A 16,226-nucleotide genomic window follows, 5' to 3' on the forward strand; every position below is an offset into this window, starting at 1 on the left:
TATAAATGGTTGCCGCAATTAGAATGACAAAGAATTTATCTTCCCCAGAGTCTTCTGGGCAGTACCATCGTATTATCTGTATGACTGGGAAGAATAAAGGTATTTGTTATTACTTAAATGGTAATCGAATCGTTCTTGGTCGTTTAAGTTCAAACGACATTCAAATTCTTGATACTCAAGCTTCTCGTGAGCATATTGAATTAACACGTGTAAATAATGAATACACGTTAACTGATCTTAAGTCACAAAATGGTGTGATGGTAAATGATCTAAAGGTTACTCAACACAAGCTTAAGTCTGGCGATAAAATAATCGTTGGCTCGACTGTTTTCAAATACTCTTTTATTGAAGTGAAAGAAGAGAAGGCCCTCGTTGAATATGAAGACCCTGAAGATGATGAGGATGAAGACGAGGAAGAAGAGGAAGAAGAAGTAAAGAAGAAGGCTAAGCCTAAGAAAAAAAAGGGCCCTGCTACTCCTGAAGAGAAACGAAAGAAGTTGATCTATATAGCAGTTGCTGTCATGGGGTTACTCTTTTTTATGGACGGGGACGATACTAAGACAAAAAAGTCCAGTGTTAAAAAAGAAGGTAGTACAATTATTGACTCTTCAAATAGTAATACCGGTCGCAAGTATGTTGAGGACTTTGAAACACGAGAAAAAGTTGAAGCCTATATTCATCGTGGTAGACGTGAGGCACGAGAAGGTAATTACTTTAGGGCCATGCAAGAGTTCAACTTAGCGTTAACTCTCGATCCAAATGATGGGAATGCTGCCTATCACTTAAATATTGCAAAACAGAGGCTTGATGAAAAAATTAAAGATATGTTTGATCAAGCAACTAAGAATAAAGATTCTTTGAAGTATAATAGAGCATTGGGAACGTACTGTGCAATCTATAAGCTTTTAATTGAATATAAGACAGATGAACGCTTTATCGAAGCTAAGAAAAACGTTGAAGATATGGCCGAAAAATTAGGGATGAAAAAGAGTGATAATTACTGTTTCTAAACATGGAACAATTCTTAATCGTATTGAGATTAATGATCAAGTGATCATGGGGCAGAGCTCTAGTTTCCTAATTGGTCGTTCTGAAGAAGCCCACGTTCATTTAGATGATCCTCAAATTTCAAGAAGACTCGCAAGCCTAAATTTTAACGGTGTAAGTTGGACACTTAATAAACTATCAACTTACGATACTGTTTTAGTGAATAATGCACCAATGTTTCTTGAAGAGATTCCTGTCTCAAGTGGTTACTATCTTGTTTGTAATGATTATAAGGTTTTATTTGAAAGCCTCGAAGTCGAAGAACAGGTAGTTCAAGAAAGCGTGGAGCCACAATTACCAGAAGATGATTTTGGAGAAGTGGAGCCAGAAGATTCAGTTGAAGAGGAAGAGACTGCCATTATTGATGGCCCGATCGATAACTCATCCGATTTTGAAGAAGAGACTCAGGCTTTTGATGCTCCGACGCAAGACTCCAACGATGAAGTTCAAGATGAATTCAGTGCTTCTGAAAATATAGAAACCCAAGATGCTGGTTTTGATGAGTTTGGTCAGCAAGAAGAGGGTTTTTCTGAAGGCTTTGATGAAAACTACGACGAAAACTATGACGGTGAATATGACGATAATTATGGTGATGAATCATACGATATTGATACATTAGATGATGATGTAGGAGATAAAACTCAAGTTTTCTCAGGCTTTGCTAACTTTGTGCTTGAGCTATTTGGTGAAGATGTTCCTTACGATCATTTTAACCTTGAGCTACCTGAGACTTATATAGGACGAGATCCAAGTAAGTGTCAGATTGTTTTATCAGACCCTGAGGTCTCTTCTGTTCATGCTGTTCTCAGAAAAAATAAGATCACGTGTGTTTTAGAAGATTTACAGTCGGCCAATGGGACTATTCTAAACGGTAAGAGAATTAACCAAAAAGAAATCACAAATGGTGATGAATTCATTATAGGTTCGACGACTTTTACAGTTAAAATTGCAAGTGACTTTATTAAAAGTCAGCAAGATATGCTGATGCCTGTTGAAGATAACCAAGTTATTGAAGTCGAAGAAGTTGTTGAAGTATCAGAAGATGATGAAGGCTTTGATGATCTCGAGTTATCTGATAATTCAGCGGCCAGTGAAGAAAAATCTATTATAAAGCGAATTCTAAACGACCCAGAAAAACGTAAGAAAGTTCTAATTTATACTGTCGTACTTCTTGGTGTCTATATGTTCTTATTCCCTGATAGTGGAGAGAAGCCAAAAGCGACAGCAAAAGATAAACAGGCAAAAGAGCAAAAGAAGAAACAGGTTGTAACTTCTATCGATAAGAAGCTTACAAAAGAACAGCAGGAAAAAGCAGAGGCCCTCTATCAGTTAGCAACTCGTTATGCTAATGAAGGAAATGTTGCAGAAGCAATCACAGAGTTTGAAAGGCTATTTCTGATTACTAAAGATTATAAACAGGCCCAAACTTTTTATCAGCTTGCCAAAGATAAGTATGCAGAGCTTGAAAAGGCAGAACTTGAAAGACGTGCTGAAGAAAAGAGAAAGCTCATTCAAGCTAAGGTGAAGAATCTACTCGATAAAGCAGCAGATGCGGTAAAAGAGCGAAATGTCACTTTATCTCGTGGGTTGTTCCAACAGATAAAAGAGCTTGATCCAAATAATTATGATGTTGCTAACCTTGAATTAGAGCTAGATTCTTATATCAAAGAAAAGAATCGAAAAGAACTTGAAGAAGCTCAAAAGAAAGCGGAAAGACAACGTATGGTTGATGCTCTAAAACCAGGAGAAACACTCTTTCTTCAAGAAGAGTGGTTTAAGGCCATTGGTGCTTTGGAGTTATTCATAAGTGAAAAGTCGATGGATGAAGACCTCATGAAGAAAGCAGTGGATATGCTTAAGAAGTCTCGTCAGAATCTTAAGAATATTACTGGCCCATTACTAGGAAAGGCCCGTTCATTAAAAGAGGCCGAAGATCTTAAGGCTTCTTATGAAGTTTTTAAAGAAGTCTTACGTTATAATCCTAGTGAACTGGATGCCCAAAGTGAACTGGATGATATTAATGATACACTAACGAGAAGGGCAAGAAAGGTATATCGACAGGGTTTAATTTCAGAGTCTCTTGGCTCTTTTGAAGATGCTCGTGAGAAGTTTCAAGAGGTGCAACAAATTTCACCTATTGATAACGAATACTACCTTAAGGCCAGTGAAAGGCTGAAAAATCTATGAGAGAAATCCAAAGCTTCTTTGCTAGAACACATCAGGGCCCTTATTTAAATCTAAATGAGGATAATACTTTCATTAATCTTAAACAAAAGATTTTTGGAGTTTTTGATGGCTTTGGTGGCTCTGGTATATCAGATAGAAATTTAGAAAGTGCTAAAAGGTCAATTGACTCATACTTCTCAAAACTATCAGGTGATCCGAACGCGACAATGCCGTACTTCTATTCACCGCAATATGTATTAGAAACTAATGCCTTAGTGAATGCAATGTTTATTGCACATAAGAATCTTCTTGATATCAATAAGAGTAAGCCCCTCAATGATAAGGGGGGAGTTTCCGCTGCTTTAACTATGTTGTCTGAGAATATTCTATCAATCGTTTCATGTGGTAATTGTTTAGTTCTCATGTATCGTGATGGGGATCTGTCACTAGTTAATACTCCTGACTGTGTTACACAAATTTCAATTTCAGATAATTCACATCAAAAAAGTACATTCCCTTTAGTTGCTCTGGGTTTATATGAGGATATTGCTCCTAAAATTTGGGAGTTAAATGTCGAACCAAATGATCGTATTATAGTCTTGAGCGATGGTGTCTATGGAAGCCTAAGTCTTCACGATATTAAGAGAATCATTCAAGAATCTTCTCAAGATGAAGTTATTCAGATTAATAATCTTTTTGATGGGGCCAATCGTCGAGGTAATCTAGATAATCAGTCAGCTATTATCTATTCAATCATTTAGAAACATACCGTAATCATTAAAACTGTCTCTTGCTTAGCTGGATTTTTTGCGTAACAATATATTGAGGTTTTATATGAGTAAAAAGGTATTAGTTGCTGACGACAGTCAGACAATCCAAAAAGTAATAAATATTACATTCGCAAATCAAGATTTTGAAATTGTTTCAGCTCTTGATGAGTCAGAATTATTTTCAAAAAGTGATGATTTCGATCTTATCCTTCTCGATTTCGGCCTTTCTGATGATGGCTATAAGTTAGGAGAAGAGACTCGTAAGAAATTTCCTACAACGCCTGTATTAGCAATGCTTGGTACATTTGATATCGTTGACGAGAATAAATTACGCTCTAGTGGTTATTCAGATAAGGTTGTTAAACCATTTGAGACGGAAAAATTCATTTCTTTATGTAATGAGTTAATCGAAAGTGGTGTATCTGAGATGGATACATTAAATGATGCTTTTGAAGATGATCAAGAAGATACTCAAGAAAGTTTTGAGAGCAATGACCAAGAAGAAGATAATTTTTCTGGTTGGGACGTTGATAGCTCAATTGCTCAATCTGAAGAAGATAAGACTCAAGAGTTTGATCTTACAGCTAATAATACATTTGATGGTGACTCTGAAGACATAGATAATAACTTACAGTCTGAATTAGATGGTTGGGGGTTTGATCCTACAAATCTAAAGGGTAGTGATGTAACAAAAGAATTTGATACACTTCCACCTGTTATTGAAGGTCTTCCTGAAGCCAAACAAGAAGATGCATCTTCTTCTGTGCTGGATGTAAGCAATTATTTTGGAAACTTGGATGACGAGCTGGGAGATGACTTTGATCTTCCAGAACCTGAAGAAGAGGAGTCTGAAGAAATAGCTTTTGAGGCCCCAGAGAATATTGAAGAAGCTGAAGACGATAAGTTTTTTGAAGCTTCGACTGATGATGACCAAGACTTTGAAGAAATTTCTGATGAGAACCTATGGGATGCAGATGAAGAGTCTTCTGAGATGTTCTCATCTCCTGAAGAAGATGAGCATGAAATCAATCTTTCATCAGTAACACAAATGAATGATGATTTCTCATTTGGTACATCGACGACTGCATCAATTAATACTTCAACTTCAGCAGCTCCTGCGACAGCAGCACCATCCGTAGACGTTGAAGAGCTTAAAGCTGAGCTTAGAAATGAAGTTGCACCAATTATTGAAAAATATGCTCGTGAATATTGTGAGCAAAATATTGAAAAAATTATTTGGGAAATCGTTCCTGATCTTGCAGAAAATCTTATTAAGAAAGAACTTAAAAATATTAGTAAGCAAGTTTTAACTTCAATTTCAGAATAGTTATTTAATAATGAGAGAGCCTGTATAGGCTTTCTCTATTTTTCCTTGCACTTCAATGAGCGCTTCTCCAAAGCCCCCAATTCCTTTAAAAATACCTTCTATAACAGAGTCTTCGTCAACAATTTTAACTTCTTTGTTAAGATGATAGCATCTTTCATTCCATTGATTGATAGTCTCTTCTTCCGTAAGTCTGTTATTTAAAAAGTAATGATAGATTTTAAGTGGTAATTCTTTATAATCGATATCTCTTAACTTATTTCCAGGTTTTAACACCCCATATGTTTCATGAGGAAGTCCTCCATAGTTAATACCAATACCAACGATATAGTTATCATCGTCTTTATTAACTAAGATCCCCATAATTTTTTGACTATCTACATTGAAAATATCATTTGGCCATTTGAGAAGCAGCTTGTGCTCATTAAAATAGTTACTAAGCATTACAGCAACTTCAAGGGCCAGTAGAGTTGGCTTCTCTTGGGCCTCTAATTTACAAGAGAAACAAAGACTATCTTGTAGGTCTTCCCATTTATTAAGTCGACGTCCTCTTGCGGAAGTTTGAAGCTTGGCACTGACAAGTAATTGGTCATAATGGTGCGCTTCTTCAATGGCAATTGTTTGGGTCGATGGAATTTCTTCAAAATGTAGGTGTTTCATAGATTTTCTCATTATGTTATTATCGAACAATACTAATAAATTCAGAGGTATTCAATATGTCACTTATCGAACGTTCTACTCCAAGAGAAGTTAATTTTTCAATTAATATCAATCCATATGCAGCAGGTTCAGTTCTTGCAGAATTTGGTAACACTAAGGTTCATGTCACAGCTTCAATTGAAGAAAGTGTTCCAAGATGGATGAAAGGAAGTGGGAAAGGATGGGTAACGGCCGAATACTCAATGCTACCAAGTTCTACTCATACAAGATCAAGAAGAGAGCGCTCTAAAATTGGTGGCCGTACACAAGAAATTCAACGCCTAATCGGAAGAAGCTTAAGAGCAATCGTTGATCTTGAAAAACTTGGTGAGCGCATGATCACTCTTGATTGTGATGTTATGGTTGCCGATGGTGGAACGAGAACAACTTCAATCTCTGGGAGTTTCATAGCTCTTGAACTTGCAATCCAAAGTTTAATTGCAAGAGGTGAACTTACTGAAAGCCCAATTATTGAGCCACTAGCGGCGATCAGTTGTGGAATTAATGGTGAGGGTAAGATCATTGCTGACTTAAATTACGAAGAAGATTCAAGCTGTCATACAGATATGAATATTGTCATGACTGAGTCTGGAAAGTTTATTGAAGTACAAGGAACGGCAGAGGGACAAGCTTTTTCTAGAGAGCAAATGGATGCACTAATGGATTGTGCGGCCGAGTCTTTAAAAGTTGTTTTTGAAAAACAAAAAGAAGCACTAGGGAAATAATGAAAGAATTTATCTTAGCGACTGGAAATGCCCACAAGGCAGAAGAGTTTGCTGTTTTATTTAAAGAAACTAATATTACAATTAATGCAGCAGCCGCAAAACTAGATGTTGTGGAAGATGGAAATACTTTTCAAGAGAATGCTCTTAAAAAAGCACAAGCTTACTATGAGGAATTTAAGATACCTGTCGTCGCAGACGATTCAGGGATCACAGTTGAAGCTCTTCCTCAGGAGTTAGGAATCTACTCTGCGCGTTTTGGCGGGGAAGGTTTAGCTGATCGTCAAAGGGCCGAGTTACTTTTAGAGAAGCTAAAAGGTGAACAAAACCGAAATGCTTACTTTACTTGTGTCCTATGTTTTTATTTATCTCCAGAGGAAATATATTTTTTTGAGGGAAGAATGGAAGGCGAGATTTCAGATAGTTACATAGGTGATGGGGGCTTCGGTTATGACCCTGTATTTTGCCCTAAAGCCTTTCCTGATCAAACTGTAGCGCAATTAGAAGAGTGGAAGAATGAAAATTCTCACAGGGCCAAGGCCGTATCAGCTGCTATAAAGTTTTTTCAAGAACTTTAAAAAGGTTTAATTTCTGGGTTGCCAAAAAGGTTAAGATCACTTATAAATAGCCTACCCAAAATTTCAATGTCGGAGTATAGCGCAGTTTGGTAGCGCACTTGCTTTGGGAGCAAGGGGTCGCAGGTTCAAATCCTGCTACTCCGACCATTTTAAAATCCCTTTCTATTTTCTTTTATCTTTCGGTGACTCAAGTACAACGTATGTTGATATTGAATTTACTTGTGGAAGTGTTCCAAGAACATCTGTGTGAAACGTCTTATAAGAAACAAGGTCAGTCGTCTCAATTCTTAAAATATACTCAAAGCTTCCTGTAACATTGTGACACTCGATGACTTCAGGTGACTCAGCAATCGCCATCTCAAAATCTTTTTGTGACTTCTTTGTGTGAACAGAAAGACCAACAGTTATATAGGCCGTAAAACTTGTACCAAGCTTGGCTCGATTGATTCTTGCACGATAACCTGTGATGATCTTTGACTTCTCAAGTTCTTGAACTCGTCTAAGGCAGGCCGAAGGTGAGAGGCCAACAATTTCCGCTAAATCAGAATTACTGATTCTTCCGTCATTTTCTAATTCTTGCAATATTCTTTCGTCAATGGTGTCAAGTTTCTTCATATGTTGCAAATTATCCCTTAATTGTATGGTTCTTTGCAATAAATTTATTCTTAAAATGGAGTAAACTGTGCCCTATGAGCACGACAAATCTATACCCTCTTTTAGCTTTTGCCTTTGTTTCCGCTATTACGCCGGGACCAAATAATATTCTCTTGATGTCTTCTGGGGCCAATCACGGTTTTAGAAAAACCATACCTCATATGCTTGGGGTTTATTTTGGTTTTATCTTTATGATCGCGGTCATTGGTTTTGGTGTCTCTGATATTTTTGAGACTTATCCAGGTATCCAAAAAATTATGCAAATGGCATGTGGAACTTACTTGGCCCTTCTTGCTTTTAAAATTGCATTCAGTACTTTTGCAAAAGAAGAAGCTCAAATAAAAAAACCTATGTCATTCATTGAAGCGGCAATGTTTCAATGGATTAATCCTAAGGCATGGACGATGGCCCTTTCAGCAGTGGCCATTTATACAAATGGAAATACACTAGGTGTTGTTGCTGTGATTCTTGCTTATAGTCTTGTTGATATTCCTGCGATTTCTGTTTGGGTATTTGCTGGACTGAGACTTAAGTCCTTTCTTGAGAAAGGATATCGTTTGGCCATCTTTAACATTGTCTTGGCCGTACTTTTATTTGGTTCTCTATTTCCCGTTTTAGTTTTGAAGTAAAATAAAAGAGTAGAGGAAGAAATTCCTCTACTCTTTATTTTGTAATTTTATTTGGATTATCAGAAGCTTTGGTAAAGTTCTCACCAAGCTTTTTAGGTTGTACTTTTTGAATCGGAAGTTCAGCATGAGCAATCTCTGTGTTGAAGTCTTCTGGAAGTTCAATCATTGTCTTACCTGTGAGTAGAACCTTTGAAACTTTCTTTACAAAGAAGTCAAAAATCTCAGAATCAATCTTCTTACCAACAGTTCTTTTCATAATCTCTAGTGCATCCTCAATCGGAAGGGCCTGTGAATATGATCGTTTCGTTGTTATGGCATCGAAGAAATCGGCAATAGAAACGACTTTAGAAAAGATATGATGATCTTCGCCTTTGATTCCTTTTGGATAACCTGAGCCATCAATATTTTCATGATGTTCAACGATGACTTTTTCAATCGACTCTTTCTTAAGACCTGGAAATTCAGGGTTTGCTTCTCGAAATAATTCAACACCGAGCTCTGGATGTTTTTTTATTTCTGCAAACTCTTCATCTGTAAGATTTCCTGTCTTATTTAATATTTCTGTAGAAATTTTTGTTTTACCTAGGTCATGAAGAAGACCACCAAGTCCAATCGCTACCAGGTCTGCTTCACTTGCTTTAGGTTTAAGTTGTTTATAAATAAGAACACTGTACATGCTTACATTGATAGAGTGGTCATATGTGTAGAAGTCATGAAAAGATAAATCTCCAATAAGTTTTTTTAGACTGTTGATATCGTAGTCTTTGATAACATCTACCATGGCCTTCATTGAGTCATGACAACCATCGAGTGCTTCCCCAAGAATCTCAGTATTGAATTCTTTTCCAGGGTTAAAGATATCATCCAGGTGTTTTACTGCGGAGTCTTTGATAACAGAAACCTTATCAATAGATTCTATGTTTTCATCTTCGGCCAGTGACTTTAGATAAAGTCCTCGTTCTGATTCAAGAACATGGATTCTCTGATATTTTTTAAAACCTTCAATATCCTCATCATTAAGTACTTCACCGGGGCGCACTATTTTTACGTAGTGATCCTTTCCTTTGACCGTGGAAGAGTTGATGTAGATATTGTATAGAAGCGGCTTTTCCCGTACTACGAGGTGAAAGTCGATCGTAAAATAAACTGTTTTTGAGTTGCTATCCATTGCACTTTTATCGGCATAATTGGTGTTCAGGTAAAGTGCTAGTACGAAATACGTACAAGTAAATATATTGTGTTAGTTCTTGTTAGGATTTGAGCACGCTAAGTGCCTGAAAACACATTTCTTATTTAGCGTAACTGAAATTTTAAAAGTGTACGATTAGGTGCTTAAAATGGTACATTAAGGCCTACACAACACACATTATAGAGATAAATTGACGGAGTGAATCAAAGTGCAACTGAAAAGACTAATTATCCAGGGCTTTAAATCCTTTAAAGATCGTACAATTATTAACTTTGACGATGGTATTACTGGGATCGTTGGGCCAAATGGATGCGGTAAATCGAATATTGTTGATGCCTTATTTTGGATTATGGGTGAGCAATCAGCTAAACACCTAAGAGGGAATTCGATGAAGGACCTTATCTTTGCAGGTTCTTCAAAATATAACCCTGCTGCATGGGCAGAAGCAACTCTCGTTTTAGAAAACACGCATGGAAAGCATATTCACATTGGTGGAAAAGTTGCAAACCCTTCTGAGATTCAACTAACAAGAAAGCTTTATAGAAACGGTGATACAGAGTACCGTATCAACGGAGAGCCAGCTCGTCTAAAAGATATCCAAGAAGTATTTATGGATACAGGTGCTGGTGCAAAATCATATTCGATTATCGCACAGGGTGAGATCAACAGACTTGTTCAAGCAAAGCCAGTTGAGCGTCGTACAATGATTGAAGAGGTTGCTGGTATTACGAAGTTTAAAGTTCGTAAGAAAGAATCAATGAGAAAGATTGAGGCTACTGAACAAAACCTTAATCGTCTAAATGACCTCACAATTGAAATTGAAAAGAATTTAAAGTCTCTACAAAAACAAGCTGAGAAAGCTGAAAGAGCTCGTACGCTTAAAGATAGAATCAAACGCACTGAAATCTCTGTTGTTGCACATAAAGTATTCGAAGATCTTCGTGAGCTTCGCGACGGTAGTGCTGAACTTCTTGAAAAGAAGGCCAATCTTGAAGAGTGGAGTATGAAGAAGGATTCTCTTGAAATTTCTCTTGAAGAAGAGCGTTTTGAAAGAGAAGAGAAGACTGCAAGAATCGATGAATCTCAAAAAGAAAGAAATGAAGTTTCAAATAAACTAGCTGCTGCAGAAGAAAGACTAAATGCACTTTGTAAGTCTTTAACTGATAAGGAAGAGCAACTAGAGCAAAGACAAAAAGAAATTGATGAACTAGCTCAAGAGATCGAAGAGAGACTTCTTAAGAAAGAAGAGATTGAAACTGAGATCAACGATGTAATTACTTCTTCAAAAGAAGATTATGACTATGAAGCGGCAAGTGAAAAGCTTGAGACGCTTAAGTCTGAGTTAGAAGATAGACAAGCGCAAATTAGCGAGCTTGAAGAAGAACTATCAATTAAGAAAGAAGAGCTTGTTAAAATGGATCAACAAGCTTTCCAAAATAACTCAAAACTTGAAGAATACGCTGCAACTCTTCAAGACCTTGCAACAGAAATTGAAGCAATTGAGAAACAGTACTCAGGTGTTTCAAGTGAACTAGCAAAGGAAAGAGATGATGTTATGGCCGCTAAGAATTTAGTGGAAGAATTAACAGAGTCTGAATTAACTCTGAAGGAAACGGTAAACGAACTTACACAAAAAGATCGTGAACTTGAATCTGAGCTTAAGAATTTAACGAAAGAACAAATTACAAAGCAATCAAGACTTTCTTCACTAAAGGAAATTCGCTCTTCACTTGAAGGTGCAAAAGAAGGTGTTTCTAAATTCCTAAGTGAAGTGGACTCTGATAAGTACAATGTTCTTGGTAATATTATTAAGTGTGATGATAAGTATACAAAAGCTGTAACAGCTCTTTTAGGAGAGTTTCTAGAGTCTCTTGTTACTTCAGAGAGTGACTTATCTCTTCTTAAAAATTGGGTTACTGAGAATGATGAAAATGCTCTTGAAATCTTACTAGCTGATAAGTCTGCAGATATTATCTCTGCTGAAGCTCGTGAAAGAATTCAAGTTAAGCTTGGAGCAGAGTTAACGACTCTAAGTGATATCATTGAGCTTCCTGAAGAATATAAAGCAAAGCTTACTCCATATTTATCAAGTCTATTTATTGTTGAGACTCTTGATGTTGATAAGGTTGTTTCACTAGAGAGTTCAATCTCATTTGGTGGAATTTCAGACATCAGCGGTAATATCCAAGTACGTAATCGTCAAAATGCAACAGTTCTTCATGTTAAGGGGTCTAGTGAGCAGGGACAAAGTGCTATTGAGAGAAATAATACAATTGAGGCCCTTGAAAATGAATTAGTAAGTCTTAATGAAAAAGTAGCTAATCTTGAAGAAGAGGTGACAGCTTCAAATGAATTACTAAGAAGTAAAGTTGATGAACTTGAAGACTCTCGTCTTTCTCTAAGTGAAGCTCGTGCTGATTATGCAGCTAAGAACTCTGCTCTTGAGTCTAAGCTTGCTTCAATGGAGTCGGGGAATACAAGACTTGATATCTTAAAGAATCGTAAAGATGAAACTTCTAAGCTAAGACTTGCAATTCTTGAAAAAGAAGAGTCATTCAACAAGGATAAATCGGAAGTTGAAGAAGCCATCGCAGATATTAGTGAAAGAGTTCAAGATCTTCGTGACAGCTATAATGAAATGAATGAAGTTTATGAAGCTGATCGTGAGGTATACGTTTCAAAACAAGTTGAGGCCAAGACATTTGAGCAACGTGTAAACTCACTACGTTCTCAGTCTGAAGATATTGAAAAGCAAATTGAAAAACAAAACCTTCGTAAGGAATCAAATACTGAGCTTATCACTAAGCTAGAAGGTGAACTTGAAAATATGCAAGTTGAGATCGAAGAGCTTGAAATCTCAAACAATGAAAAAGCAGATATCCTTGCAAGTAAAGATGAAGTCCTAAGTATTATGAAGGATGAATTCTCTGAACTTCTACTTGCGATGCAAGAAAGAGAAGATCAGGTTAAGGAACTATCGAAAAATATAAATAAGGCCGATAAAGAAGTTGCTGAAAAAGAAGTTCGTCTTGAGAGATGCCTTAACGAAGAAGAAGAAAACGTTCGCAATATCTTTGAAAAGTATCGCGTAGACCTTCGTGAGTCCCTTGGACGCTACCTAGAGTATAATGAATCTGACTTTGAAAAACTTAATGATGTTTCAACAATGTACTTTATGGAAACTGAAAATGGTCCAAAAGAAATTGAAAAAGAAACATATGAATTTGTTCGTAAGTACGGTCAAGACCTTAAGGATCAAGGATTTAAGCTTAAGAACTATAAGTCTGAATTTGGTCGCCTAGGGGAAATTAATTGGCAAGCAATTGAGGACTACGATAGACAAAAACTTCGTTACGACTTCCTAAAGGTTCAAGAAGTTGAACTAAGAAAGTCTCTAGAAGATCTGCAAAATGCAATCGATCATATCGATGAGAAATCAAAAGAAAGATTTAAGGTTGCTTTTGAAGAAGTTGATATGAGGTTTAGAAAAGTTTTCCCAATCATCTTTGGTGGAGGGGAAGCTCGCCTTGAGATCGTTGGTGATATTGATGATGCTGAATGTGGTGTTGATATTATCGCTAAACCACCTGGGAAGAAAATGCAGAATATTAACCTAATGTCTGGTGGTGAAAAGGCCATGACTGCGGTTTCTCTAATCTTCTCGATCTTCCTGGTTAAACCTTCACCATTCTGTCTACTGGATGAGGTCGATGCTCCGCTTGATGACGCTAACGTTGGACGTTTTAATGAACTTCTTCGTGAAATGAGTGCTGAATCACAGTTCATTCTTATTACACACAATAAGAAAACAATGGAGCTAAATGATACACTTTATGGTGTAACAATGCAGGAGCCTGGTGTTTCGAAGGCAGTTTCGGTACAATTACAGTAATGAAAAAGCTACTACCACTTTTAATTATTTCTAATATGGCCTTGGGATTTGTCCCAAGGTCTTTTTCGACTCAATATAAGCAAATTGTAAAAAATCAACTGACAGGAACTCCAAAAGAGTCGACTGGACAATTTGATTACGAGTACCCTGGTAAGCTTAGGCTTGAACAAAAGGGATCTGATGCACTTGTTTATGTAACAAATGAGAAAACAACTTGGATTAAAAGAGACGGCTTTATGCCGGGTGATCCAGCTGAAGTAATTATTCATAAGGGTAGCGACAAAGGCCTATCTAACTTTTTTGATCTTTTAAAAAGTGGCCTAAAATCGAATAAGAATTACAAAGTTAAAGATGGGGCAAGTTATAGTGTTCTCATTTTTACAGAGGCTTCTGTAAAATCAACTGGTGTTGTTGAAACAAAACTAACTTTTAAGGGCAAGAAAGAATTTTCTAATATTGCTTCAATTGATATTAATTACGCTGATGGAAAGGTTGTTAAGCTTGAGCTTAGTAACGTTAAGAACGAAAGCTTTAAGACAAAGCACTTCATCCTTAACGTTCCAAAGAATGCTAATGTGTCATATCAATAAAACCACCACGGAAGAAATTTTCTTTCAACGTTAACGGCTCATTACTTAGAAGACGAGAGTAAATAAGATAGTTTCTAGCGACCAGTTTTACATACTTTCTCGTTTCTTTATAAGGGATCTCTTCAATAAACTCTAAGTCTGGAAGGATAATACGGCTTCGCCAACGGCGAATTGGTGTTCCCCCTGCATTGTAGCTTGCTACAAAATCAATAAAATTATTATCTCTTCTCTTCATAAGCTCATTTAATAAAAGGCTGGAAAAAGTAATGTTGATATTTGGATTATATAAATCCTCGTATCCTTCGTACGGAATTTTGTAGCGACGAGAAAGCCTCTTTCCTTGTTCTGGAATTAATTGAAGCAGCCCGAATGCATCTGCAGGTGATCTTGCATATTGATTAAATGCTGACTCTTGACGTGCAATACTCATCAGCAGTGGTGTTGTTACCGTTTTTGAGCGATTGTTTTCTAAGAATTCTTTTTTAAATGCCAAAGGAAAGGCAAATTGCGGGTCTTCTTTTAGGATCTTCTCTTGCGTCTTGGAGTCCTCTCTAAAGAATTTGAAAATCATAATATTGTAGTACTTGGCAGCATATAGGTCACTAAAGCTGACTTTATCATTACTATCAATAATTTTCTTAGCAAGATCAGTGTTCCCAAGATAAACCGCCCATGCCAGCTCATCAATTGAGATATCAAATTTCTCGCGGTAATCGATATGCTTGAGCTTCGTATGATTCATATGAGCGATCTGACCATAGTAACCAAATTGATCTTCTTTTTGAATTCTGAGAAGTAATTTTTGGGCTTCATCAAAACGATTAAGCTTTTTTAACCCCACAAATTTCCAGTAGAGAAAACGATAGTTGGGTTCATCGCTATTCTTTTCTTCATAGCGATCAAACCATTGAATCATCTCTTCATAATTACCAGCTTTATAATTTGTCCAAGCTACATTCCATACAATGCTTTCAAGATGCTCATGCTTTTCTTCTACTGCTGCATAGGCTTTCTTGTAGAACTTAATTGAGCGATCATACTTTCTTAGATCTTCAAAAATTCCACCTATCGTATAATAAGTTGTGACGACATACTCTGTTGGAACCTCTTTAAATAATAGGAGGTTTCTTAGGACTCTTACGGCCCTTTGAAGATTGTCTTGTGTCCAGTAAATTCGAGCGAGACGAATTGTGTACTCGGCGTGTTTCTCTTTAAGCTCTTGGCTCTCTCGATTCTTTTGTAGGTACAGTACGAGGCTTCTGATATTATCTCTAAAGCTATCGTTCTTTCTTTCTCTCTTATATGAGTGAGCAAGCCTAAACCATGCCTCGACTTTATCTTCTTTAAGAGTATCTTTATCGCGAATAATTTTTCGGTAATATGTACGGGCCTTAACGAATTGGCGATCTTGTTCAAAACTTTTGGCCACATCTAAGTAGTTTTCACGTTGTGGCTCTTTCATATAGCGAGGTGAGACATCAATGAGTTTTTCATAGATACGTTCTTGTAGCTGGCTACCATCTTCGAACTTTTTCATGGCATCAATTAAGAGTCTTTCAACTTCACCTTTGGTATTAAGGTAGTCGACCTTATTTAAAACCGCACTGGCATAGACCTCAGTATAATATGTCTTTGAAATAATCGCATCGATAAGCTCTTCTCTGGCCCAGTAAGGATAAGCTTCAGTATTTTTATACTCTTCACTTAACTCCTGAATGCTCTTTGTACAATTCTTGTGGTAATTAGCGTGGAGCCAAGGGCGTAAAGGAAATTCTGTATGTAAGAACTTTCGATACTCATCACAGCTAACTGAATTGTTTTTACTAATTTTCGATAGCAAATTCGTTAGAGCACCATCTTGTGGCTTGGTTTTAGGAGGTCTTGTTAAATTTGTACAAGACAGGGCCAAAATAAATGTAGTTAGTAAGGTAAATCTCATTAACTACTAGGATAGGCCTTTAAGTAA

Annotated in this window: 13 protein-coding genes and 1 tRNA gene; 10 read left to right on the plus strand and 4 right to left on the minus strand. The window is 36.8% G+C overall.

The genetic code is table 11. The features are described from left to right. Nucleotides 1–5: 5 nt before the first annotated feature. The 4 genes from ACRXC1_RS00855 (at nucleotide 6) to ACRXC1_RS00870 (ending at nucleotide 5,310) form a co-directional block, all read left to right on the plus strand. Nucleotides 6–1,010 (plus strand): FHA domain-containing protein, encoded by a 1,005-nt coding sequence (locus tag ACRXC1_RS00855; RefSeq protein WP_433655759.1) that lies wholly within the window; start codon nucleotides 6–8, stop codon nucleotides 1,008–1,010. Next, nucleotides 991–3,234, plus strand: coding sequence for an FHA domain-containing protein (locus ACRXC1_RS00860; protein ID WP_433655761.1), 2,244 nt, complete (start codon nucleotides 991–993; stop codon nucleotides 3,232–3,234). The genes ACRXC1_RS00855 and ACRXC1_RS00860 overlap by 20 nt, the downstream gene beginning before the upstream one ends. Continuing rightward, entirely contained in the window at nucleotides 3,231–3,974 is a 744-nt protein-coding gene (locus tag ACRXC1_RS00865) for a PP2C family protein-serine/threonine phosphatase (protein ID WP_433655763.1), read from the plus strand. The genes ACRXC1_RS00860 and ACRXC1_RS00865 overlap by 4 nt, the downstream gene beginning before the upstream one ends. A 73-nt stretch (nucleotides 3,975–4,047) precedes the next feature. Next, a complete protein-coding gene (locus ACRXC1_RS00870; protein WP_433655765.1) occupies nucleotides 4,048–5,310 on the plus strand; it encodes a response regulator in 1,263 nt (420 codons plus the stop codon). Here the strand turns inward: ACRXC1_RS00870 and ACRXC1_RS00875 are convergent, their stop codons facing one another. Next, nucleotides 5,311–5,979 carry a biotin--[acetyl-CoA-carboxylase] ligase gene (locus tag ACRXC1_RS00875; protein WP_433655767.1) on the minus strand — a complete coding sequence of 223 codons (669 nt, stop codon included), beginning with the start codon at nucleotides 5,977–5,979 and terminating at the stop codon, nucleotides 5,311–5,313. A gap of 44 nt (nucleotides 5,980–6,023) precedes the next feature. Here ACRXC1_RS00875 and rph point away from each other — a divergent pair, with 44 nt between their 5' ends. The 3 genes from rph to ACRXC1_RS00890 all read left to right on the plus strand — a co-directional run bounded on the left by rph (nucleotide 6,024) and on the right by ACRXC1_RS00890 (nucleotide 7,453). Beyond that, entirely contained in the window at nucleotides 6,024–6,731 is a 708-nt protein-coding gene (rph, locus tag ACRXC1_RS00880; RefSeq protein WP_433655769.1) for a ribonuclease PH, read from the plus strand. Continuing rightward, nucleotides 6,731–7,306, plus strand: coding sequence for an RdgB/HAM1 family non-canonical purine NTP pyrophosphatase (gene rdgB / locus ACRXC1_RS00885; RefSeq protein WP_392909724.1), 576 nt, complete (start codon nucleotides 6,731–6,733; stop codon nucleotides 7,304–7,306). The genes rph and rdgB overlap by 1 nt, the downstream gene beginning before the upstream one ends. 70 nt (nucleotides 7,307–7,376) lie before the next feature. Then, nucleotides 7,377–7,453, plus strand: a tRNA-Pro gene (locus tag ACRXC1_RS00890). 15 nt (nucleotides 7,454–7,468) lie between these two features. Here the strand turns inward: ACRXC1_RS00890 and ACRXC1_RS00895 are convergent. Continuing rightward, nucleotides 7,469–7,921 carry an Lrp/AsnC family transcriptional regulator gene (locus ACRXC1_RS00895; protein ID WP_433655771.1) on the minus strand — a complete coding sequence of 151 codons (453 nt, stop codon included), beginning with the start codon at nucleotides 7,919–7,921 and terminating at the stop codon, nucleotides 7,469–7,471. Between the two features lie 74 nt (nucleotides 7,922–7,995). Between ACRXC1_RS00895 and ACRXC1_RS00900 the strand changes: the two genes are divergently transcribed. Next, nucleotides 7,996–8,589, plus strand: a complete 594-nt coding sequence (locus ACRXC1_RS00900) for a LysE family translocator (RefSeq protein ID WP_433655773.1) — start codon at nucleotides 7,996–7,998, stop codon at nucleotides 8,587–8,589. A 34-nt stretch (nucleotides 8,590–8,623) separates the two neighbouring features. On the opposite strand, the gene ACRXC1_RS00905 is transcribed toward ACRXC1_RS00900, so the two are convergent. Further along, nucleotides 8,624–9,757, minus strand: coding sequence for an HD-GYP domain-containing protein (locus tag ACRXC1_RS00905; protein WP_392909728.1), 1,134 nt, complete (start codon nucleotides 9,755–9,757; stop codon nucleotides 8,624–8,626). 229 nt (nucleotides 9,758–9,986) lie between these two features. On the opposite strand from ACRXC1_RS00905, the gene smc reads away from it, so the two are divergent. Further along, nucleotides 9,987–13,670, plus strand: a complete 3,684-nt coding sequence (smc, locus tag ACRXC1_RS00910; RefSeq protein WP_393061387.1) for a chromosome segregation protein SMC — start codon at nucleotides 9,987–9,989, stop codon at nucleotides 13,668–13,670. Continuing rightward, on the plus strand, nucleotides 13,670–14,260 hold the full coding sequence (locus ACRXC1_RS00915) for an outer membrane lipoprotein carrier protein LolA (protein ID WP_393061389.1): 591 nt from the start codon (nucleotides 13,670–13,672) through the stop codon (nucleotides 14,258–14,260). Before smc ends, ACRXC1_RS00915 begins: the two co-directional genes overlap by 1 nt. On the opposite strand, the gene ACRXC1_RS00920 is transcribed toward ACRXC1_RS00915, so the two are convergent. Then, entirely contained in the window at nucleotides 14,241–16,199 is a 1,959-nt protein-coding gene (locus ACRXC1_RS00920) for a transglycosylase SLT domain-containing protein (protein ID WP_433655776.1), read from the minus strand. The genes ACRXC1_RS00915 and ACRXC1_RS00920 overlap by 20 nt on opposite strands. Nucleotides 16,200–16,226: the final 27 nt, after the last annotated feature.

Source organism: Halobacteriovorax sp. GFR8 (assembly GCF_050955245.1).
Lineage (GTDB): Bacteria > Bdellovibrionota > Bacteriovoracia > Bacteriovoracales > Bacteriovoracaceae > Halobacteriovorax_A.